22 protein-coding genes and 1 pseudogene are annotated in these 19745 nt (G+C 63.1%); 6 read left to right on the top strand and 17 right to left on the bottom strand.

What is annotated here, in order from left to right:
* Positions 1-85 precede the first annotated feature (85 nt).
* Entirely contained in the window at positions 86-304 is a 219-nt protein-coding gene (locus AWY79_RS11430) for a YgdI/YgdR family lipoprotein (protein ID WP_078063760.1), read from the top strand.
* Between the two features lie 54 nt (positions 305-358).
* On the opposite strand, the gene AWY79_RS11425 is transcribed toward AWY79_RS11430, so the two are convergent.
* The 14 genes and pseudogenes from AWY79_RS11425 to AWY79_RS11360 all read right to left on the bottom strand — a co-directional run bounded on the left by AWY79_RS11425 (position 359) and on the right by AWY79_RS11360 (position 13185).
* Positions 359-820 carry a DsrE/DsrF/DrsH-like family protein gene (locus AWY79_RS11425; protein ID WP_066807190.1) on the bottom strand — a complete coding sequence of 154 codons (462 nt, stop codon included), beginning with the start codon at positions 818-820 and terminating at the stop codon, positions 359-361.
* Between the two features lie 46 nt (positions 821-866).
* Positions 867-1337 (bottom strand): MarR family winged helix-turn-helix transcriptional regulator, encoded by a 471-nt coding sequence (locus tag AWY79_RS11420; protein ID WP_066803854.1) that lies wholly within the window; start codon positions 1335-1337, stop codon positions 867-869.
* 113 nt (positions 1338-1450) lie between these two features.
* Complete coding sequence (locus tag AWY79_RS11415) at positions 1451-2161, bottom strand: amino acid ABC transporter permease (protein WP_066803851.1); 711 nt, start codon at positions 2159-2161, stop codon at positions 1451-1453.
* A 55-nt stretch (positions 2162-2216) separates the two neighbouring features.
* On the bottom strand, positions 2217-2975 hold the full coding sequence (locus AWY79_RS11410; RefSeq protein ID WP_066803848.1) for a basic amino acid ABC transporter substrate-binding protein: 759 nt from the start codon (positions 2973-2975) through the stop codon (positions 2217-2219).
* 61 nt (positions 2976-3036) lie between these two features.
* A complete protein-coding gene (locus tag AWY79_RS11405; protein ID WP_066803845.1) occupies positions 3037-4572 on the bottom strand; it encodes an ABC transporter ATP-binding protein in 1536 nt (511 codons plus the stop codon).
* Between the two features lie 3 nt (positions 4573-4575).
* Positions 4576-5493, bottom strand: coding sequence for an ABC transporter permease (locus tag AWY79_RS11400; RefSeq protein WP_066803842.1), 918 nt, complete (start codon positions 5491-5493; stop codon positions 4576-4578).
* 4 nt (positions 5494-5497) lie between these two features.
* Positions 5498-6559 (bottom strand): ABC transporter permease, encoded by a 1062-nt coding sequence (locus AWY79_RS11395; protein ID WP_066803839.1) that lies wholly within the window; start codon positions 6557-6559, stop codon positions 5498-5500.
* 9 nt (positions 6560-6568) lie between these two features.
* Positions 6569-7710, bottom strand: a pseudogene (locus AWY79_RS11390) (BMP family ABC transporter substrate-binding protein).
* 129 nt (positions 7711-7839) lie between these two features.
* Positions 7840-8322, bottom strand: coding sequence for a xanthine phosphoribosyltransferase (gpt, locus tag AWY79_RS11385; RefSeq protein WP_066803836.1), 483 nt, complete (start codon positions 8320-8322; stop codon positions 7840-7842).
* A gap of 60 nt (positions 8323-8382) precedes the next feature.
* The gene (locus tag AWY79_RS11380) at positions 8383-9834 is read right to left on the bottom strand and encodes a dihydrolipoyl dehydrogenase family protein (RefSeq protein WP_066803834.1); all 1452 of its coding nucleotides are present in this window, start codon (positions 9832-9834) and stop codon (positions 8383-8385) included.
* The gene (locus AWY79_RS11375; protein WP_066803832.1) at positions 9827-10522 is read right to left on the bottom strand and encodes a TVP38/TMEM64 family protein; all 696 of its coding nucleotides are present in this window, start codon (positions 10520-10522) and stop codon (positions 9827-9829) included. Before AWY79_RS11375 ends, AWY79_RS11380 begins: the two co-directional genes overlap by 8 nt.
* Entirely contained in the window at positions 10519-11481 is a 963-nt protein-coding gene (locus AWY79_RS11370) for a glucokinase (protein ID WP_066803829.1), read from the bottom strand. Before AWY79_RS11370 ends, AWY79_RS11375 begins: the two co-directional genes overlap by 4 nt.
* Positions 11482-11577: 96 nt before the next feature.
* On the bottom strand, positions 11578-12447 hold the full coding sequence (locus AWY79_RS11365) for a motility protein A (protein WP_066803827.1): 870 nt from the start codon (positions 12445-12447) through the stop codon (positions 11578-11580).
* 15 nt (positions 12448-12462) lie between these two features.
* Positions 12463-13185 carry an OmpA/MotB family protein gene (locus tag AWY79_RS11360; RefSeq protein ID WP_066803825.1) on the bottom strand — a complete coding sequence of 241 codons (723 nt, stop codon included), beginning with the start codon at positions 13183-13185 and terminating at the stop codon, positions 12463-12465.
* A gap of 185 nt (positions 13186-13370) precedes the next feature.
* On the opposite strand from AWY79_RS11360, the gene AWY79_RS11355 reads away from it, so the two are divergent.
* The 3 genes from AWY79_RS11355 (at position 13371) to AWY79_RS11345 (ending at position 16232) form a co-directional block, all read left to right on the top strand.
* Complete coding sequence (locus AWY79_RS11355) at positions 13371-13982, top strand: Maf family protein (RefSeq protein WP_066807188.1); 612 nt, start codon at positions 13371-13373, stop codon at positions 13980-13982.
* 146 nt (positions 13983-14128) lie between these two features.
* Entirely contained in the window at positions 14129-14755 is a 627-nt protein-coding gene (locus tag AWY79_RS11350; RefSeq protein WP_066803822.1) for a CatB-related O-acetyltransferase, read from the top strand.
* A gap of 544 nt (positions 14756-15299) precedes the next feature.
* Positions 15300-16232: a glycosyltransferase family 2 protein gene (locus AWY79_RS11345; RefSeq protein ID WP_066803819.1), complete on the top strand. Its 933-nt coding sequence runs from the start codon at positions 15300-15302 to the stop codon at positions 16230-16232.
* 74 nt (positions 16233-16306) lie between these two features.
* Here AWY79_RS11345 and AWY79_RS11340 read toward each other — a convergent pair whose 3' ends face one another.
* Together AWY79_RS11340 and AWY79_RS11335 are read right to left on the bottom strand one after the other, a co-directional pair.
* Positions 16307-16873 carry a class I SAM-dependent methyltransferase gene (locus tag AWY79_RS11340; RefSeq protein WP_158509893.1) on the bottom strand — a complete coding sequence of 189 codons (567 nt, stop codon included), beginning with the start codon at positions 16871-16873 and terminating at the stop codon, positions 16307-16309.
* A gap of 83 nt (positions 16874-16956) precedes the next feature.
* A complete protein-coding gene (locus tag AWY79_RS11335) occupies positions 16957-17445 on the bottom strand; it encodes a GNAT family N-acetyltransferase (RefSeq protein ID WP_066803813.1) in 489 nt (162 codons plus the stop codon).
* Between the two features lie 212 nt (positions 17446-17657).
* On the opposite strand from AWY79_RS11335, the gene AWY79_RS11330 reads away from it, so the two are divergent.
* Both AWY79_RS11330 and AWY79_RS11325 read left to right on the top strand, forming a co-directional pair.
* Positions 17658-18233 carry a DUF3159 domain-containing protein gene (locus tag AWY79_RS11330; protein WP_133987281.1) on the top strand — a complete coding sequence of 192 codons (576 nt, stop codon included), beginning with the start codon at positions 17658-17660 and terminating at the stop codon, positions 18231-18233.
* A gap of 18 nt (positions 18234-18251) precedes the next feature.
* Positions 18252-18734, top strand: coding sequence for a phosphatidylglycerophosphatase A family protein (locus AWY79_RS11325; protein ID WP_066803808.1), 483 nt, complete (start codon positions 18252-18254; stop codon positions 18732-18734).
* 420 nt (positions 18735-19154) lie between these two features.
* Here the strand turns inward: AWY79_RS11325 and pal are convergent, their stop codons facing one another.
* Complete coding sequence (pal, locus tag AWY79_RS11320; protein ID WP_066803805.1) at positions 19155-19709, bottom strand: peptidoglycan-associated lipoprotein Pal; 555 nt, start codon at positions 19707-19709, stop codon at positions 19155-19157.
* Positions 19710-19745 lie beyond the last annotated feature (36 nt).

Genomic DNA, 19745 nt, shown 5'->3' with positions numbered 1-19745 from the left:
TCCCCTTTTTACCGATTTGGAGTTGATATCCGGCCCGGAATAGGTCTACCCTACCTCCAATCATGCACAATTCCGGAGAGAATAGATGAAGAACCTGCTCAGACCGCTCCTCCTCACGGCCCTGACCCTCGCCCTGGCGGCCTGCATGTCCAGCTACAGGATCACCACCACGGACGGTCAGGTCTACATCGCGGACGAGACACCGGTCTACGACGTGGCCACGGACAGCTACGCCTTCACCGACCAGGACGGCCAGCAGGTGCGGCTGTCCAAGCAGCAGATCGAACTCATCAAGGAACAATAGACGCAAAAACCCCGGACAAACCGGGGTTTTTGCTTGGCGCGCCGTGCGCACGGGCTAGGTGAACAGGCACAGGTCGCACTGGCCCGCGTACTTGATGAATTCCTCGGCAGTCCAGACCTCCACGCCTTCGACGAAATCCTCCTGCTTGAGCTTCATCATCTCCATGGTCATGTGGCAGGCCACGAACTTGACCCCTTCCAGCTGAGCCATCTCGAACATCTCCGAGGCGTCCGGGATGTTGGCCTCGGCCATCCACTTCTTCATCATGTTGGTGGCCAGGTGCGGCATTCCCGGTATGGCTCCCATGGTCCCCTCGGGATAGAACTTCAGTTTGTCGATGCCGCCGGGACGGATCACGTCCATGCCCATGAAGGTGTAAAAGATGGTCGCATCGTTGCCGAGCCGCCTCGAGTTGAGCGCCATGACCAGCGCGGGCATGGCCCCGTCCAGTGTTCCGCGGGAGGTGATGAAGGCGTGCTTCTGCTTCATCCCGCCGCTCTTGCTTTGTTCGGACATGACATCCTCCATATTGTTAATGGCGTTAACCTTCCTTCCAAAAAAATCAGGCCAGCAGATCCTTGGCCGCCTTCATGTTCCTGGAGAGCAGGGACAGGGAATGGAGCAGCTCGGCCCGCTGTGCCCCGTTGAACTGCGAGAGCACCATCTTGTGGGCTTCATGGCGGAACCGGGAGATCATCCGGACCACGCGTCCCCCTTCAGGAGTCAGGGACAGGAGCTTGACCCGCGAGTCCGCCGGATCTGGCATACTGGTCAGGAGGTCCCGCTTCAACAGGGACGAGACGAGCTTGGTCACCCGGCTCTTGGCCACGTTAAGCCGGTAGGCCAGGGTCTTGGCCGTCAGGTAGCGCTCCCCTTCGAAAAGAAGGAGGCAACGGAGTTCGGCGTCCGGGAGGGCGAACCGCTCGCTCTGATCCTGCAATCGCTCCTGGAAACACTGGAAAACGGCTTCCATGAGCTGCTGAAACTCGGCCACGTCGCGTTCGGGAATGAAAGTGTCGGCATTTTTGTTCATGGTATTAACAATACTACCATCGGCAAATGAGTCAAGCCGACGACGCCTGATTCATGAAAAAAGCCCCTCCGCTGCAAGCGAAGGGGCTTTTCTGTCGGGTGCGGCCCGGCGCGCTAGCCGAGGTCGAGAACCGCGTTCTTGACCTGGCGCGCTCCGCTGCCCGCGTGGAGCTTGCGTTCGAGCGCGTTGAACAGCCGGGAGAAGCCGAAGGTCAGGGTCAGGTAGATGCAGGCCACGCCCACCAGGAACGGCACATAGGTATAATACTTCGCGCCGAGCACCTTGGCGGTGAACATGAGTTCGGCCACGCCGATGGTGGAGATGAGCGACGAATCCTTGAGCAGGACGATGAGCTCGTTGCCAAGCGGCGGAATCATCCGCTTCAGGGCCTGGGGCAGGATGACCCAGAACATGGCCTGGACGTGGGACAACCCGGTGCCGCGCGCGGCCTCCATCTGTCCCTTGTCGATGGACTGGATGCCCGCCCGGATGATCTCCGCGTTATAGGCCCCGCTGTTGATGCCCAGAGCAACGATACCGGTGATCAGCGGGTCCGGGGTGATGCCCTGTCCGGTGGCCAGCATGTAAAGCTGCGGAAAGCCGAGGTAGAAGAAGAATATCTGCAACAGCATGGGGGTGCCGCGAATGACCTGGATATAGGCATCGGCGGCCATGCGCACGACCGTCCGGCGGCTGATGCGACCGATACCGGCGAAGATGCCCAGGAACAGGCCAAGGGCCAAGGCCCCGAAGGTGACCTCAAGGGTGACCAGGGCCCCGTTCAGGAGCATGTCCTGGTGTTTGAAGATCAGGGAAAAATCCATTGCCGGCTCCTCGAATGGGCGGGGAGGTCGCCCTCCCCGCCCCATGGTTCAGAAACTACAGATTCCACTTCTTGACCAGGTCGGCGTAGGTGCCGTCCTGCTTCACTTCCTCCAGGGCCTTGTTCAGGGCGCCCAGCAGGTCTTCGTTGCCCTTGCGGGAGATCATGGCGAACTCCTCGTAGGACAGCGGCTCGCCCGCGCGCTTGAACATGCCGCGCTTGACGAACTCGTCGGCCACGGAGATGTCGGCGATGACCGCGTCGGCGGCCTTGTTGTTGAGCATCATGAAGGCGATGTTGTAGCTCTCGGGCTTGACCACTTCCGCGCCCTCGATCTTGTCGGCCTGCTGCTCGCCGGTGGTGCCCAGCTGAACGGCGATCTTCTTGCCCTTCAGGGCTTCGGCGGAGTCGATGGCGGACTCGGACTGGACCACGATCACCTGGCCGCTGACGAAGTACGGAGCGGAGAAGTCGACCTGCTCGGCGCGCTCGGCGGAAATGGAGAAGCCGGACATGCCCATGTCCACCTGGCCGCTCTGTACGGCGGTGACGATGGCCGCGAAGTCCATGGTCACCCACTGGATCTTCAGGTCGAGCTTGGCGGCGATGGCGTTCAGGAGATCGACGTCGAAACCGACGCGCTCGCCGTTGTCGCCGATGGACTCGAACGGCGGGTAGTCCGGGCTGTTGCCCACGGTGATCACACCGGCCTTCTTGACCTTTTCCAGGGTGGTTTCAGCATTGGCCACGGCGGACAGGCCCAGGACCAGGGTCAGGGCGAGCACGGCGACGATACGCAACTGGTTGAACTTCATATCTATCTCCTTGGATATTATGATTGTATGCCCCGGTCGGGATGACCGGAAAAATATGGGATCAATCGACAATGCCGGCCATAAGCGGGCCGATCTTGCGGGCGGTGTCCTTGTCCGATGTGGGAAGGACGCCGAGTATGCGCCCGCGATAAATGACCGCGATGCGGTCGGCCAATTGCAACGCCTCGTTGAGGTCGCCGGTGACGAGCAGGACCCCGGCCATGGAGCGGGTCTCCAGGAGCCGCTTCCAGACCTCCTCGGTGGCCGAGACGTCCAGTCCCTGGGTCGGCTGTTCCGCGACCATGAACTTGGGCTCGCGATACAGTTCGCGGGCCAGGACCGCCTTCTGGAGGTTGCCGCCGGAGAGCTGCCAGGCCAGGGCGTGAATGCGGCCCGGGCGGATGTCGAACTTCTCGATGAGCCGGACCGTATGCTTGGCGGCCTTCTTCTTGTCCAGCCACGGCCCCCGGGCGAACCCCTCGCGGGTGGTCAGCAGCAGGTTGTCCACCAGGTTCTGGTTGCGCAGGGTGGCCAGCCCGAGGCGATCCTCCGGGATGTAGCACATGGACCGGTTCCAGGTGGACTCGGCAAAAAACTTGCGCCACGGCTGGCCCATGATGAACACGGTGTCCAGCGGCGGCTTGGTCAGGCCGGTGACGGCCTCCACCAGCGCCTTCTGGCCGTTGCCCGCCACGCCCACCAGGGCCACGATCTCGCCCTTGCGCACCTCCAGGTCGACCTCGGTCAGCCCGAGCCCGGTGAGGTTCCTGATCTCCAGGACCTTGTCGCCGATCTCCACGGGCCGGCGGTCCACTTCGAGCAGCACTTCCTTGCCCACCATGCGCGAAGCCAGGTCCGCCTTGGACTCGATGGATTCGGTCTCCAGCTCGCCCTCGATGCGGCCGCGCCGCAGGATGGCCACGTCATCGGCCAGGGCGATGACCTCTTCCAGTTTGTGGGAGATGAAGATGATGGATTTGCCCTGCTCGGTCATGCGCCACAGGGCCTCGAAAAGATTGCGGGTCTCCTCAGGGGTGAGGACCGCCGTGGGTTCGTCGAAGATGAGGATGCGGCTCTCGCGGTACAGGAGCTTGAGGATCTCGACCAGTTGGCGCTCGCCCATGGACAGCTCGCTGATGCGCGCGCCGGGGTCGATGCCCAGCCCGTAACGCTCGGCCAGCCGCCCCACCCTGCTTTCCATCTCCTTGGGACTGACGAAGAAATGCCCCTCCTGGCCCAGCAGCACGTTCTCGGCCACGGTCATGGAGTCCACGAGCATGAAGTGCTGGTAGACCATGCCGATGCCCGCCTCGATGGCGTCCTTGGAGGAATTGAAACGGACCGGCTTGCCGTCGATCTCGATGTGTCCCTCGTCCGGCTTGTACCGGCCCGCGAGCATGGACATCATGGTCGATTTGCCCGCCCCGTTCTCGCCGAGCAACGCCTTGATGCGCCCGGGGTAGACGTCCAGGGTGATGGAGTCGTTGGCCAGAACCTTGCCGAACCGCTTGGTCAGGCCGCGCAGGGAGACCACCGGGACCGCGTCGTCGGGCAGGGGGCACCGTTTCACCGGGCGGACGAATTGCAGCTCGGTCATCCCCTACCCCTCCGGCTCGATGTTGGTGCCGAGCGCGGCCGGGGCGTCGATGCGGCGGCCCCGCCAGGCGGACAGGATCAGGACAAGGATGGTCAGCAGGTACGGCAGCATGAGCAGCAGCGAGGACGGCAAATGCGTACCCACGGCCTGGAGCCGGAGCTGGAAGGCCATGACCCCGCCGAACAGGTACGCGCCGACAACGGCCCGACCCGGACGCCAGAAGGCGAAGATGACCAGGGCCACGGCGATCCAGCCGCGCCCGCCGGACAGCCCGTTGGTCCACAGATGCGTGTAGGCCAGGGAGAGATACGCACCGCCCAGGCCGATGAGAAAGCCGCCCGCGATGACCGCGAAGTAGCGCAGCCGGATGGGCTTGAGGCCTGCGGCGGCTGCGGCGGCGGGCATTTCACCGGTGGCCGTGACGTGCAGGCCGAGGCTCGTGCGCCGGAAGAAGAACCAGAACAGGAACGGGATGATAAAGGACACGTAGACCAGCATGTCGTGCTTGAAGAAGATCTCGCCCAGGAACGGAATTCGGGAGAGCAGCGGAAAGTCGAAGGGATCGAAGCCGGGAGCGGCCAGCCCCACGTAGGGAACGCCCAGAAAATGGGTCAGGCCGCCGCCGAGGATGGTCAGGGCCAGGCCTGAGACCACCTGGTTGCCAAGGCAGGAGACGCAGACGAAGGCGTGGACCGAAGCCATGACCATGCCCGCGAAACCGCCCGCCAGGAAGCCGAGCCAGGGGGAGCCGGTGGAGTAGCTGACCCAGAAGGCGGCCAGGGCCGACACGGCCATCATGCCCTCCACGCCGAGGTTCAGTACCCCGCCCTTCTCGGTCATCATCTCGCCCAGCGTGGCGTAGAGGATGGGGGTGCCGGACTGCACCGTGGCCGCGAACAGCGGTATCAGAAATTCCCACATGCGCTTACTCCTGCTTCGTCCCGCGCCCGAGCTTGTAGGTCAGGAAGAACTGGCCCGCCAGCACGGTCAGCAGGATCATGCCTTCCATGATCACGCCGAAGGCCGCCGGGACCTGGAGCCTGATCTGGAGGCTCTCCACGCCCACGCGCAGGGCCGCCAGCAGGATGGACGCGAAGGCGATGTTCAGCGGCTCGAGCCGCGCCAGCCAGGCGACCACGATGGCGGTGTAGCCGTAGCCGACCATCAGGGAGGGCTGGAGGCGGTTCAGGACCGCCGAGGTCTCCACGCACCCGGCCCAGCCCGCGAACCCGCCGGACAGCCCCATGACGAAGAGCACGAGCATGCCGTAGCGGATCTTGGCGTACTTGGCCACGCGCGCGCCCTCGCCGCTGGCCTGGAGCTCGAAGCCCAGCCGGGTGAAGCGCATGAAGGCCCACAGGCCGACGCCCACCACCGCGCAGAAGACGATGCCCCAGTGAACGCGCCCCCCGGCGATGGCCGGAATGACGGCGTTGGCGGAGAATTCGGGGGTCATGGGGAACCCGAAGCTGGCCGGGTCCTTCCACACGCCGAAGACCAGGTAGTCCAGGAAGAGGATGGCGATGTAGTTGAGCATCAGGGTCGAGATGATCTCGTTGACCCTGAGCTTGAGCTTGAGCAGCGCCGGGATCATGGCCCAGATGCCGCCCAGGATGAAGGCCATGCCGAACATGAGCGGCATGAGCACGATCCGGGGCAGGTCAGGGAAGGAAAGGGCCATCCAGGTGGCCCCGATGGCGCCCAGCGCGAACTGCCCTTCCGCGCCGATGTTCCAGATCTGCATGCGGAAAGCCACGGCCACGCCCAGGGAGCAGAGGAACAGCGGAATGGACTTGAGCAGCACGTCGCCCAGTCCCCAGACGCTGCCGAAGCTGCCCTGCCAGAGCACGGCCAGCCCCTGCATGGGGTCCTTGCCCTGTCCCGCCAGGAGCAGCCCGCTCACCAAAAGGGAAAAGAGCAGGGCGCCCAGGAATACGACCAGGGCGCCCCACTTCCAGGGTTCATCTCTTTTTTTGATCTTCAGCACGCGGCCTCGTTATTTGGTGGTGCCGACCACGCCTTCGACGAACCAATCCATGCTCAGGAGCTGGCCGTCCTCGGCCTTGGTTCCTTCGGGGATGACGACCTCACCGGCCTGGTTCTTGACGGGACCGGCGAAGATGTTGTCGGTGCCGCCCTTGAGCTCGGCGCGCTTGGCCTCGACCATGCTCTTGACGTCATCGGGGACCATGGAGCCCATGGGCGCGATATCGACCACGCCGTCGGCCATGGACCACCACAGGGACTGGCCGCCCTGCCAGGTGCCGTCGCGGACTTCCTCGACGGTCTTGACGTACATCGGGCCCCAGTTCCAGATGGCCGCGGTCAGATGGGCCTTGGGAGCGAAGGAGGTCATGTCGGAGTTGTAGCCGATGGAGTAGGCGCCCGCTTCCTGGGCGGCCTCCTGCGGGGCCGGGGAATCCTGATGCTGGGCGATGACGTCGCAACCGGCGTCGAGCAGGGACTTGGCGGCGTCCTTTTCCAGGGCCGGGTCATACCAGGTCTTGGTCCAGACCACGCGCACCTCGACGTTGGGATTCACTTCGCGCGCGCCCAGGGTGAAGGCGTTGATGCCGCGAATGACTTCCGGGATCGGGAAGGCGGCCACGTAACCGAGCTTGTTGGACTTGGTCATGGAGCCGGCGATCAGGCCGGTCAGGTAGCGCGGCTGGTAGATGCGGGCGAAGTAGTTGCTGGCGTTGGGAGCGGTCTTGAAGCCGGAGCAATGCATGAACTTGGTGTCCGGGAATTCCTTGGCGACCTTGATGATCGGGTCCATGTAGCCGAAGCTGGTGGCGAAGATGACGTCATAGCCTTCGCGGGCCATGTTGCGGATCACGCGCTCGGAGTCGGCGCCTTCGGGAATGGACTCGGCGAAATAGGTGGTGGCCCAGGGCAGGGCGTCGACGGCCTGGCGGCCGAGGTCGTGGGCGTAGGAGTAACCGGCGTCACCCACGGGGGAAACATAGATGAATCCGGCCTTGATGAGCTTGGCCTCTTCCTGGGGGCGGCGGCCTCCTCGGTCTTGGCGGGCTCTTCGGCCTTCTTCTCCTGCGGAGCCTCACCGCAGGCGAAAAGGGACAGCGCCAGCATCATGCAGGCGGCAGGTATACCAAACAGTTTCAGCAATTTCATGATCAGGACCTCTCCGTTAGCGGTTAAATATCCGAAAGCCATATCCCAGCGACGATAATCGGGCAAGTCCCATTTTCGCTTCTGCTACAGCAACCGGTTGCAATTCAAGGCGAAAGATTTTACCCGCGCGGGTCATTCCTGGACCAGCGCAATGGGTTCGACAAACTGCGACGCGGCGTCCCAGGGGAAGAGAATCCAGGTGTCCTGGCTGACCTCGGTGATGTAGGTGTCCACCATGGGCCGACCCGCGGGCTTGGCGTAGACCGTGGCGAAATGGGCCTTGGGGACCATGTCGCGGGCGATCTTGGCGGTCTTGCCGGTGTCCACGAGGTCGTCGATGAGCAGCCAGCCCTCGCCGTCGCAGTCCACATCCTTGAGCACGTTCGCCTCGCCCTGGTCCTTCCAGTCGTAGGAGGAAAGGCAAATGGTGTCGATCAGATGGATGTCGAGTTCGCGGGCGATGATGGCCGCCGGGACGAGGCCGCCCCTGGTGATGGCCAGGATGCCCTTCCACGGGCCCTTCTCCACCAGACGCCAGGACAGCGCCCGGCAGTCGCGGTGCAACTGCTCCCAGGAAACCGGGAACATCTTCTGATATCTGCTCTTGTCAGCCATGAACAACGTCTCCTTGCCTTGATTTGCCGGGAAGACGGCTTCCTACCCGTCTCCGGCCAATTAATCAAGCGTACAGCCCCTGCCCTTGTAATCAAAAAGAAAGCCCAATGTCTTCCGCACCTTGTCCGAAAACAGCTTGGGGGACAGGACCTGGCCCGCCACCCTTTTGCTGATCTCAGCCAGGGTGGGATAGGGCTGAACCGCCGATGCCAGGGAAGTCATCCCCACCCGATTGGTCAGGGCCGTGGTCCATTGGGCGGCCAGCTCGCCCGCGTGCGGTCCCGCGATCTGCACGCCCAGCGGTTTCTCCCGCCGGTCCAGGATGAGCTTGATCTTGCCCGCTTCCGCGCCCTCGGCCCTGGCCCGGTCGTTGGACTCGAACGGCTCCTCGAAGACCGTGAACTCGGTCCCGGACGCCTCGGCCCGCTTCACGTTCATGCCCACGCTGGCCAGTTCCGGGTCCGTGTAGGTGCACCAGGGAAGCCAGGTGTAGTCGACCTTGCGCGGCAGCCGGAAGACCGCGTTGGAGATGACGATGCCGCCCTCGTAGCCTGCGGCGTGGGTGAACCGGTACTTGCCGGTCACGTCCCCGGCGGCGAAAATATGTTTTTGGGAGGTGCGCAGCCGAAGGTCCGTCCGCACGCCCCGCGCATCGTACTCCACCCCGCAGTTTTCGAGCTTCAGCCCGGCGGTCCGGGCCGTGCGTCCGGCGGCCACGAGCAGCTTCTCCGCCCGCACGGTGAACGGCTCGCCCTCGCGCACGCAGTCGATCTCCACCCCGCCGGGAACCTCGCGCACCGAAACCGGAGCCGCATCCGTCTCCACCCGCACCCCCTCAAGCTCCAGGGAGGCGCGGACCATGGCGGCCATATCCTCGTCCTCGGCGGGCAGCAGTTGGCGGTTGCGCTGGAGGATGGTCACCCCGCTGCCCAGCCGGGCAAAGGCCTGGGCCATCTCGCAACCGATGGGGCCGCCGCCGATCACGGCCAGGGAGGACGGCAGGTTGGGCAGAGAAAAGAGGTCCTCGTTGGTCAGGTACGCGACGTCCGCCAGCCCGTCTATGGGAGGCGCGGACGGGGCCGAGCCCGTGGCCAGGACCCAGAATTTCGCGGACACCCGGGTCCCGGAACAGTCCACCACGTGGTCGTCCTCGAAGGACGCCTCCCCGAACAGGACCTTGACTCCCAGGGAGCAGAACCGCTCCTCGGAGTCGTGCACCTGGATGGCCTCGACGACCTCGCGAATGCGCCTGTTGACCGCGCCCATGTCCACCGGGGGCAGCTCGACCTCCGGCAGGCCGAAACGGACCGCGTTGCGCATCTCGTGGCGCACCGAGGCCGTGCGGATCAGGGTCTTGCTCGGCACGCAGCCGGTGTGCAGGCAGTCGCCGCCGAGCCGGGGCGTGCGCTCGATGAGCACTGTCTTCGCCCCCAGCTGGGACGCGCCGGAGGCCACGGTCAGCCCCGCCGCCCCGCCGCCGATGATCCCGATGTCGTAATCGTACTCAGCCATTGCGCCTCCTTTGCCGGTACCAGCCGAGCGCCTTTCTGGCCGCCAGGGGAAACAGCCCCAGCAGGGTGAAGGCGGCGATCAGGCTCGGCGAGAGCAATCCCGACAGCGAGTCGAGCCGGCCCAGTTCCTTGCCCGCGTTGACGTAGACCACCGTGGCCGGGAACATGCCAAGCTGGGAAACCCAGGTGTAGGTGGACAGCCGCATGGGGGTCAGCCCGATAACGGTGTTGATGACGAAGAAGGGAAAGATCGGCACCAGCCGCAGGGTGAAGAGGTAGAACGCCCCCTCTTCCGCGATGCCCCGGTTGACCCGCGTCAGCCGGTCGCCGAACCTGCGCTGCACCCAGTCGCGCAGCAGATAGCGGGAGATGAGAAAGGCGAGCGCCGCGCCCAGGGTGCTGGCGAAGGAAACCACGACCACCCCGACCCACAGGCCGAAAAGCGCCCCGCCCGCCAGGGTGACCACCGTGGCCGCGGGCAGGGCCAGGGCCGTGACCGCCACGTAGAGCAGGAAATAGGAGCCGAGCACCAGAACGGGATGGCGATCGTACAGGGAAAGAAACCCGTCGCGCGACGCCTTGAGGTAGTCCAGGGAAAAGAACCGGCCCAGGTCGAACAGGAAATAGGCGGCCACGAAGCCCGCAATGAAGGCGACGACCAGGAGTTTCTTGATCGTCCCCCGGCTCATGCGCCCGCGCCGCGATCCGCCAGCATCTGCGCGCCGAAAAAGGCCGCGCCGAACAGACCGCTTTCCTCGTTGCAGTTGAGCTTCACCGGGACCGAATGCAGGAAATCCCCATAGACATGGGAATTGTGAAACTCATTCATGAATTCAGGCACTTCAACGAACATCCGATTCTTGGCCGCGATGCCTCCGGCGATGAAGAATCCGCCCGTGGACATGAGCCCGATGGCCCAGTTGCGGCAGGCGCGCGCGTAGAACCGGGCGTACCACCTGGTGGTCTCGCTTTCCGGGGTGATGCGGGCCGAAATCTCCTTGGGATCGAGGTCTTCGCCGGTCAGGAACTTGTGCACCAGCCGAAGGCCCAGGCCGGTGACCACGGAGTCGCCTTCGGGCCAGTTGCGGCCGCTCTCCATGCGGTTGAACTCGGCGTATTCCGCCTCGTCCCGACCGATGAACGGAAAAGCCATGTGCCCGCCCTCGGAGGGCAGCGCGGTCCAGGCGGCACCGGTCCAGAGCAGCGCGGAATAGCCCAGCCCGGTCCCGGCCCCGATGACGGCGATGGTCTCGCCCTCCACCGGTTCCCCGGCCTGGACCACAAGGGCGTCGTCCACGGCGGAGGTCCGGGTGGCGTAGGCCTGGGCGGAAAAATCGTTGATCAGCCGGACGGCCCCGGTGCCGAAGTCCACCTCGTTGAGGTCGATTCCCCACGGCGCGTTGGGCAGGTGCGGACAGGTCATGCCGCCGTACACGGCCCCTGCGGGCGCGAGCACCGCCGCGTCGAAACTGCCCGGCCGGGCCGGAAAGTCGCTGGCCCAGAGCTGCTCCAGCAGTTCCGGGAAGGTCTTGGCCCCGTGGGTCGGCAACCATATTGAATCGCCTATCTCAAGGCGTGCGCCGTCCGATTCGAACAATGCGAACCGGCTGTTGGTGCCGCCGATGTCGGCGGCCAGAATCTTCGCCATGTACCCGTCTCCTCCGTGGAGCGAATCCTAGCACAAACCGGCGAAAAAAAAAGGAGCCAAACGGCTCCTTTTTCTGCTGAATCGATCGGATCGGGATCAGGCGGCCTCGTGGGCCTTGGCCAACTCCTCGCCGCCGTCCATGTCGGCCAGCTCCACGGGCTGGTTCTTCTTCTGAATGTACTTGCGGGTGATTTTGCGCAGGGTTTCGGTCTTGCCCTCGCGCTCGGACGGGCTGAGGAAGGAGGCGAGCTTGCGCTCCAGCTTGTAGGAGTTCTGCTCCTTGCTGATGGCCACGATGCCCTCCAGGACGAGCTTCTGGTTGAGCAGCTCCTCCCTGGTGGAATAGTTGATGTTCTCGGCAATGGGCGAAAAGATCAGGTGGGACAGGATCAGCCCGTACAGGGTGGAGATGAAGGCCACCGGAATGTTCTTGAGGATGACCGCGGTGTCGTTGATGCCCATGAGCAGCCCGATGAGGCCGATGACCGATCCGGCCACGCCAAAGGCGGGCGCGGTGCGCGCCAGGGTCTGGAAGAACCGCTCGGACTGCTGGCGGCGCAGGTTGAAGAAGGCCATCTCCGCGTTCAGGCATTCGCGGATCTCCTCTTCCTTGTAGTTGTCCACCAGCAGGCACAGCCCGTTCTTCATGAACGAGGAGGTGGCCCTGTTGGCGTTGCGCTCCAGGGAGAGCAGCCCGTCCACCTTGGACTTCACCGACAGGTCAAGCAGGGTGTTGACGATCTCCTCTGCCGAGGTCCGGCCGTTGCCGTAGACGTTGCGGGCCACCTTGAAGGCGTTCTTGACGTGCTTCACCGGGTAGCTGATGAGCATGGCCGCGCACAGGCCGGAGATGACCACCAGGAAGGCGGCCAGGTTGAAATACGCTCCGGCTGCGCCGGTCAGCAGGAAGCTGCACGCGAATATGGCGAGGCTCGTCACCACGCCGATGAGATTTTTTCTGCCCATGGTTCCTCCGATCGATCAGCTGTTGTTGGAAATGACGATTTCGACCCGCCGGTTCAGGGCCTGGTTGGCCGCCGAGGTGTCGGGCAGCTCAGGCTGGTACGACCCGCGCCCGGTGATCACCAGCCGCTTGGGGTCCACGCCGAACCGGATGATGAGCTGCTCCGCCACGTTGGCCGCGCGCTCGGACGACAGGGAGAAGCTGCGCGCGCCGTCGGACTCGCTCTGGTCCGCGAACCCGATGACGTGTACCAGCCCGAAGCTCAGGCGGACCGTGTCGGCGATCTCGTCGAAATACTCGGCGCCCTCTTCCTTGAGCGTCCCGGACGCCGGGTCGAAGAAGAGTTCACCGCGCAGGGTCACCCGCACCCGGCCCGGGGCCTCGCGGATGACGGTGATGCCGTTGACCCGGGAGCGGTAGAGGACGTCCTTCTCCGGCACGGAGACCACATCCTGCGAACCGCCGGAGTCCGCCCTGCTGGCGATCTGGCCGATCAGCCCGATGAGCGGGTCGAGCGCGCTGGCGGCTTGGGCCTTTTCCGCACTCTGTTTGCTGAACAGGACCTTCACGTCCTGGCTGTTGCTGGCGTAGATGAACAGCACCACGAAGAGCACGAACATGACCATCATCAGGTCGGACCAGGGCACGGCCCAGTCGTTGGCTCCTCGGCCCGGTTCCGAACCGTCCATCTGGTGGAACGAGGTGAAGTCCCCGCTTAAGCTTTTTTTGGTTTCCTGCATGTATCAACTCCTGCGCTTGCGCGCGCGAGGACTGAAGCAATTATCCTGCCAGGATTATAATCGCTCGGAATAGTGCAAAAAGTTACGGGAAACATCGGCGCGTGAACGGGATAATGTAGAAAACGACAAAAAACCGTCGATCCCCGGACATTGACGACCGGGCGGGAATGGGGAACATTCCCGGCATGACAAATTCCGGCCCCTTCACCAACCGCTCCCCCATCGTCCTGGCCTCGGGCTCGCCCCGCCGCCGGGAACTGCTGGCCGACCTCGGCCTGGCCTTCGACGTCCACCCCAGCCCCCTGGACGAACCCGCCCCGGAATCGGGCGAATCCCCTGCGGACTATGTGCTGCGCATGGCGGAGATGAAGACCATGGACGTGGCCGGACGGTTCCGGGGGGCCACGGTCATCGGCGCGGACACCGCCGTGGTCCTGGGCAACCGGATCATGGGCAAGCCGGAGAGCCGGCTCGACGCCCTGGACATGCTCGCCGCCCTGTCCGGCCGGACGCACCAGGTGGTCACCGGGTTCTGCGTGGTCCTGCCCGACGGCGGGGCCGTGACCGGCGCGGTGTCCACGGACGTGGACATGCGCGTATCCACCGAGGCCGAGTTGATGGCCTACATCCGCACCGGCGAGCCCATGGACAAGGCCGGAGCCTACGCCATCCAAGGCGTGGGCACCTTCCTGGTCACCGGCATCCGGGGCTCCTACACCAACGTGGTCGGCCTGCCCGTGGCACGGATTCTGGAAGTCTTGCTCTCCCGGGGTATCATCGTTCCGAGACAGGGCTGATAAAATCGTCCACGCGGCATTTTCCTGGCAACCTCCCCACCGGGGAACGCCGGGAAAAGGCTTGCCGACTCCCCTTGGAGATTGCTCCGGCCGAGATTTCGACCGTACGGCACACACCCGCAAGCACAGGACCCAACGGAGGCTCCATGCATGAGAACCCTTTTCCCTCGCCTTACGAGGGGTACGAAATACGCGCCAACATCACCAACAAGAATATTACCGCAGGCCGCCACTCCTATTATTCCGGTTATTACCACCGGCAACACTTCGAGGAGAACGTCCGATATCTCCATCCGGAGCGGGATGACGTGGACAAACTCGTCATAGGCAACTTTTGTTCTATCGGCTCCGGCGCGACTTTCCTGATGGCGGGGAATCAAGGCCACCGACATGATTGGATCAGCACCTATCCCTTCCACTACTTTTCCGATTTCTCCCAGGCCGAAGACGGATTCGAACGCAAAGGCGACACCGTGATCGGAAACGACGTGTGGATAGGGACCGAGGCCATGATCATGCCGGGAATCAACGTCGGCGACGGCGCTGTTATCGCGGCCCGAGCAATGGTCACGAAGGATGTTCCCCCCTATGCGGTCGTGGGCGGCAATCCGGCCAAGACGATCCGCTATCGCTTTGCTCCCGAGGAAATCGAAATGCTTCTCGAACTGCAATGGTGGAATTGGCCCGACGACCTGATTCGAGAGAGGCTGGCGTATATTTGCGGCAGCGACGTTCGCCGCTTCTATGAGGAATGTGGCGGCTGTCCAGGCTGAATTGCCGAATAACGCACATTCCCCTGCCGATCACCAGCAAAGTGAGACAAGACACCGTGACGGCTTTCCGTTCCACAGGTTGCTCGGCGTGAAGGCGAATCCATCGAAGAGGACACCGTGCGGTTGTCCATCCCCTCAAAGAGCGCTTGAACGGGCATGCGGAGAGCGTCTCCACCCTCATCGACACCGGCCTGCGCCCTGTTCCCCGAGGCAACCTTCCGCATGCGGGGAAAAAGGTCGGCAATCTCCACGCCGTCATCTGGACGAAGGACTCCCCGGAAGTCCACCATATTCCAAAACAGCTAAAATTTTCATCGTCTTGTAAAGTAAAACTTCATTGACGACAAGCCGTTACCGCTTTAGCATTCTCATCATCGCTGGGGATTGACCCTGGTTTGCGGGCAAAAAATCAAATATCTTGAGATGTTGTCGTTCCAGAGCCCAACGAACAATCATATTTCTCGACTTATTCCCAGCGGGTTCCCCGCCACGAGAGAGGAATACCGATGCCCATAAACAAATACGGATCAACATCACGGCAGGGATGCCTGTGAAGGACCACAACAGCAATCTCCCCCTCTTTTCCATCCTGATGAGCACGTACCAGCGGGCGGACAGGCTCCCGTCGGCCATCCGCTCCATAGTGAAGCAGCAATACCCCCATTGGGAGTTGATTCTTGTCAACGACGGCGGCGAAGATATTTCGCGCATCACGACTTCTTTTTTCAATAGCCGCATAACACTTTTGAATTTCGAGGAGAACAAGGGGAAATCCGCTGCGGTCAATGCCGCATTCCGCCGTGCCCGAGGGGAGTTCATTGCCTATCTGGACGATGACGACGAATGGCTCCCCAACCATTTGCAGGTGCATTACGAGTACCATACAAATAATCCCGCAACCATGTTCAGCCATTCCGACGCGCACAGGGTCCTCTTTAAAAGGGGGCAAGAGAGGAACGAGGGGCTGGCCTCGCGTGATCTGGTTTATACCGGGCCGGTCGGTTTTCCGGACCTCATCAACTGCAACAGAATCACCTGGCTGTCCGTCGTGCACAGACGGGAATGCTACGCTGAGGTGGGCGGTTTGGACGAACGATTGCGGACGCTGGAGGATTTCGACCTATGGCGCAGGATGTCGATCCGATATGACCTTCACCACATCCCGGAACATACCGGCAACTACTTCGTCCACCGGCAACTCGAAGGCCAATTAACGGGATTGGTGCAGAAAGCCCCGCTCACCTTTCATGCCGCCAATGTTCTCATCCATCGCAAAGCCATTCCACCGGCACTCAAACGGAAGCATGGCCCGGAGCTCTCCGCCGCCAGAAAAAAGGCCTATGTCGAATTTTTGGTCGCCAGGGCGAAAGAATATCAAACCCGAGGCGACGAAAGGCGACGCAATTCCGCACTGGCGCTGGCGAAAAAGATGGAACCGAACCTCCATCACAGCCCTCCGACCGACGGAGGTTCATAAAGCAAGCCCTCAATAGAGACGACCGGTTATGAATGCCCATCTAGATCAGCGCAGCCCCCTTTCCCCCGATCACACTATTTTTTCAAGAATTCAGCAAGATAGGTGAACTCGCCCAGGTCGAGCGTCGCTTTCCTGACGAACCCGGCGGGCCGTGCAAGGCGGTCCGCGTCTTCCGGGCCGATGCGCTTGGCCAGGGACGGGCCGGGACCGCGATCCAGCTTCTTGAACTCGATGAGCGAGAATCTCCCGCCGGGCGCGAGCACCCGACCGATCTCGCCCAGGATCGCGGGCCAAGTCCGCTCCGGCAGGTCGTGCAGCACCGTGGCCATGAACGCCGAGGACACCGCCCCGTCGTCCAAGGGCAGGGGCGCGGTCAAATCCGCAACCATCGGGTTGATGTTGGGAAACCCCTGCTCCGCCGCGCTGACGGCCAGTGCTTCCACGCCCTCGCCCCAAAGGTCCAGGGCGTGGATGGTCGGGGTCCCGGACAGACGCCGGGCCAGGGCCAGGGTGTACATCCCGGCCCCGCAGCCGAGGTCGAGATACGCGGCCGCGCCGGGAACGATGATCGTTCCGAAGGCCAGATCCTGGTCGATGTGGGCGAGGCTGCTCTTTCCGGCGGCCACGGGTTTGTCTGCCATGTCTTCTCCCGGTTTCATCCGTGGTTTCATGCGAACCTACAAACGACAACCGTTCTCAAGACCGGAGTCAAAGCGGTATTTCGCTACGGATTGATTCTCTTGCCCAGGATGGACAGGCTGTATTCGTTGCCGTCCATTTCGGCAACGTCCGGCAACCTGCCCCACTCCTCGAACCCGAAAGAATGGAAGAGCCGCATGGAACCCTCGTTGTGGGAGAAGATGTAGCCCACGATGGTCTTGATATCCAGGGCGGGGGTCATGTCCAGGGCTTCCTTGAGCAGTTTGCGGCCCAGCCCCTGCCGCCTGAATTCCGGCGCGATGTAGATGCTGATCTCCGCAGTATGGTCATAGGCGGGCCGCCCGTAGAAGGACTCGAAGCTGACCCAGGCCGCGACCTCACCGTTGATGCGTTCCACCAGAATGGGCCGCTTGCCCGGCGTATGACGCCGGAACCACTCTTGTCTCGATTCAACGCTGACCTCTTCGGTGTCGGCGGTGGCGATACGGGTGGGCACGGTGGAGTTGTAGATGGCGACGATGCGCGGAAGGTCCTGTTCGGTGGCGGGCTGCATGGCGTACTCCTTTGGCTTGGCGGGCGGCGGACAACCGTCGCGACAGCCGTGGAAGATACCGGGACGCTCCGGTTCGCACAAGCGCAAAATCGCCCCTCCCGTGTTCCCGGCGATTGCTCGCCACAGCGAATACCGCCGCCCCGCTTGCTCTCGCGGAGGCGCTTTGCTAATAAGATGCCACCCATTCATTGGAACCACGGAGCATTGTGTTCATGCGCGGACTTCTCAAGCTGACCATCGGCTTTCTCCCCTGGATAGCCTTCGCCATTCTGGCAGGACCGTCCCTCCTCAGCCTCGAGATCGCCATGGGCGCTTGCCTGACACTGTCCCTGATCATCGGTTTCAAGCAGCTCAAAAAAGGGTTCATCCTCACCTGGGGCACGGTCATCTTCTTCGCCTTCGGACTGTTCATGGTCGTGGGTGAGAACAACATGTGGTTCGTGACCCACCTGTCCGTGCTCGTTCCAGCCACCCTGGCCGCCATCGCCTGGGTGTCGCTACTGGTGGGCAAACCGTTCGTCCTCCAATACGCCAAGGAGGACACCGACCCCGCGATCTGGGACAAACCGGGCTTCATCGCCGTCTGCCGCCACCTGACCATCGTCTGGGGATCGCTCTTCATCTTCTCCACCCTGGTGGCCCTGGCCAAGTACCTCCGTCTGGGCGGCCCCGGCTGGCTCTACACCGTCCTGTCCACAGGCCCGACCCTGTTCGGCGTGGCCTACACGGAATGGTACAAGAAGCGCAAACAGGCGGAAGGCAGAAAACTCGCCCTCCAGAACAGCTAACCCCGGATCGAACAGCACATGACCGGCACTACGCCCCTCGACAAGCTGGCCACCGCCCTGGCCACCCTCGGCCCCATCGGCCATTTCCCCAAAGCGCCCGGCACGTGGGGCTCCCTGGCCGCCGTGGTCGCGGCTCCCTGGCTCTTCCTGCCCCTGGCCCTGCCCGCGCGGCTCCTGGTCCTGGCCGCCGTCCTCATCGTCGGCACCTGGGCCTGCTCCCGCGCCGAAATCGTCCTCGGCCGCAAGGACCCCGGCTGCGTGATCATCGACGAACTCTTCGGCCAATGGCTCGCCCTGCTCTTCTTCGCGGCCATGCCCATCTGGTATCTCCTCGCGGGCTTCATCCTCTTCCGGCTCTTCGACATCCTCAAGCCCTGGCCCGTCAACTGGGCCGAAACCGCCTTTCCCGGCGGGCTCGGCGTCATGCTCGACGACGGCGTGGCCGGCCTCTACGCCCTGGCTTCCCTCCACCTCCTCGTCTATTTGGTCGGCTTGTTTTAGGGGCCTCCGGCGGCCAGGGGGGAAGGGGAAGAGGGGGACCTTTTGCAAAAGGTCCCCCTCTTCCCCTTCCCCCCTGGACCCCCCAACCCCATCTCCCCTCCAAAACTCTTTGTGTCGCTTCGCGAGGTTTGGGGGTTGAGGCAATATATGCTGATTAACAGCTATTCAAGACCAACCCCGCTCAACATTTCGCGCCCGCACGTACTTGCCCGAGGCACACAAAAAGCTTTGAAGGGGGAGTCCGGAGGGGGAAACTTTCTCGACAAATCCGCAGCACAGCGGATTTCGACCGCACCCTCTTTGGGGCGCGAGGGCCATGGACGGCCCGCATCAAAGTTTCCCCCTCTGGCCGCCGGAGGCATCAAAAAAAACGCCGCCCGGTGACGGGCGGCGTTTGTTTAATTGCTATGCTCTGGCGGCTTATTTGACGACGAATTCGTCGCGGCGGTTCTTGGCCCAGGCGGTCTCGTTGTGACCGGGGTCGACCGGGTATTCCTCGCCGAAGCTGACGATCTTCATGCGCTCGGGCTCCACGCCCAGGATGACCAGGTGTTCGTAAGCGGCGCGGGCGCGACGTTCGCCCAGGGCGAGGTTGTATTCCTCGGTGCCGCGCTCGTCGCAATGGCCTTCGATGACCACGCTGACGTCCTTGTACTTGCGCAGGATGTTGGCCTTGAGGGCCAGGGTGGACCGGGCTTCGTCGGACAGCTCGTAGGAGTTGAAGGCGAAATGAATGGTCACGCTGGTCAGCTCGGTAACGGCCTCGGACTTGGCGCGCGCCTCGGCCTCTGCGGCCAGGGTGGCCTCGTCAACCGCAGGCTCCTGCTGCTGGGGCGGGGTCCACTGGGTGTCGTCCTTGACCTCGACCTTGCTATCGGCGGGCTGGGTGGTTGTGGATTTCTTTGCACATCCGGCAAAGACCAAAAGGGACAAGGCCAAAAGGGCCACCATTCCGACATACCATTTGATTTTCATGCTCTCTCCTTGGTAAAGCCGTCGCCCGGCCACGAA

Source organism: Pseudodesulfovibrio indicus (assembly GCF_001563225.1).
Lineage (GTDB): Bacteria > Desulfobacterota > Desulfovibrionia > Desulfovibrionales > Desulfovibrionaceae > Pseudodesulfovibrio > Pseudodesulfovibrio indicus.
Note: the sequence above shows the minus strand (reverse complement) of the source record. Positions and strands in the feature narration are given on the sequence as shown.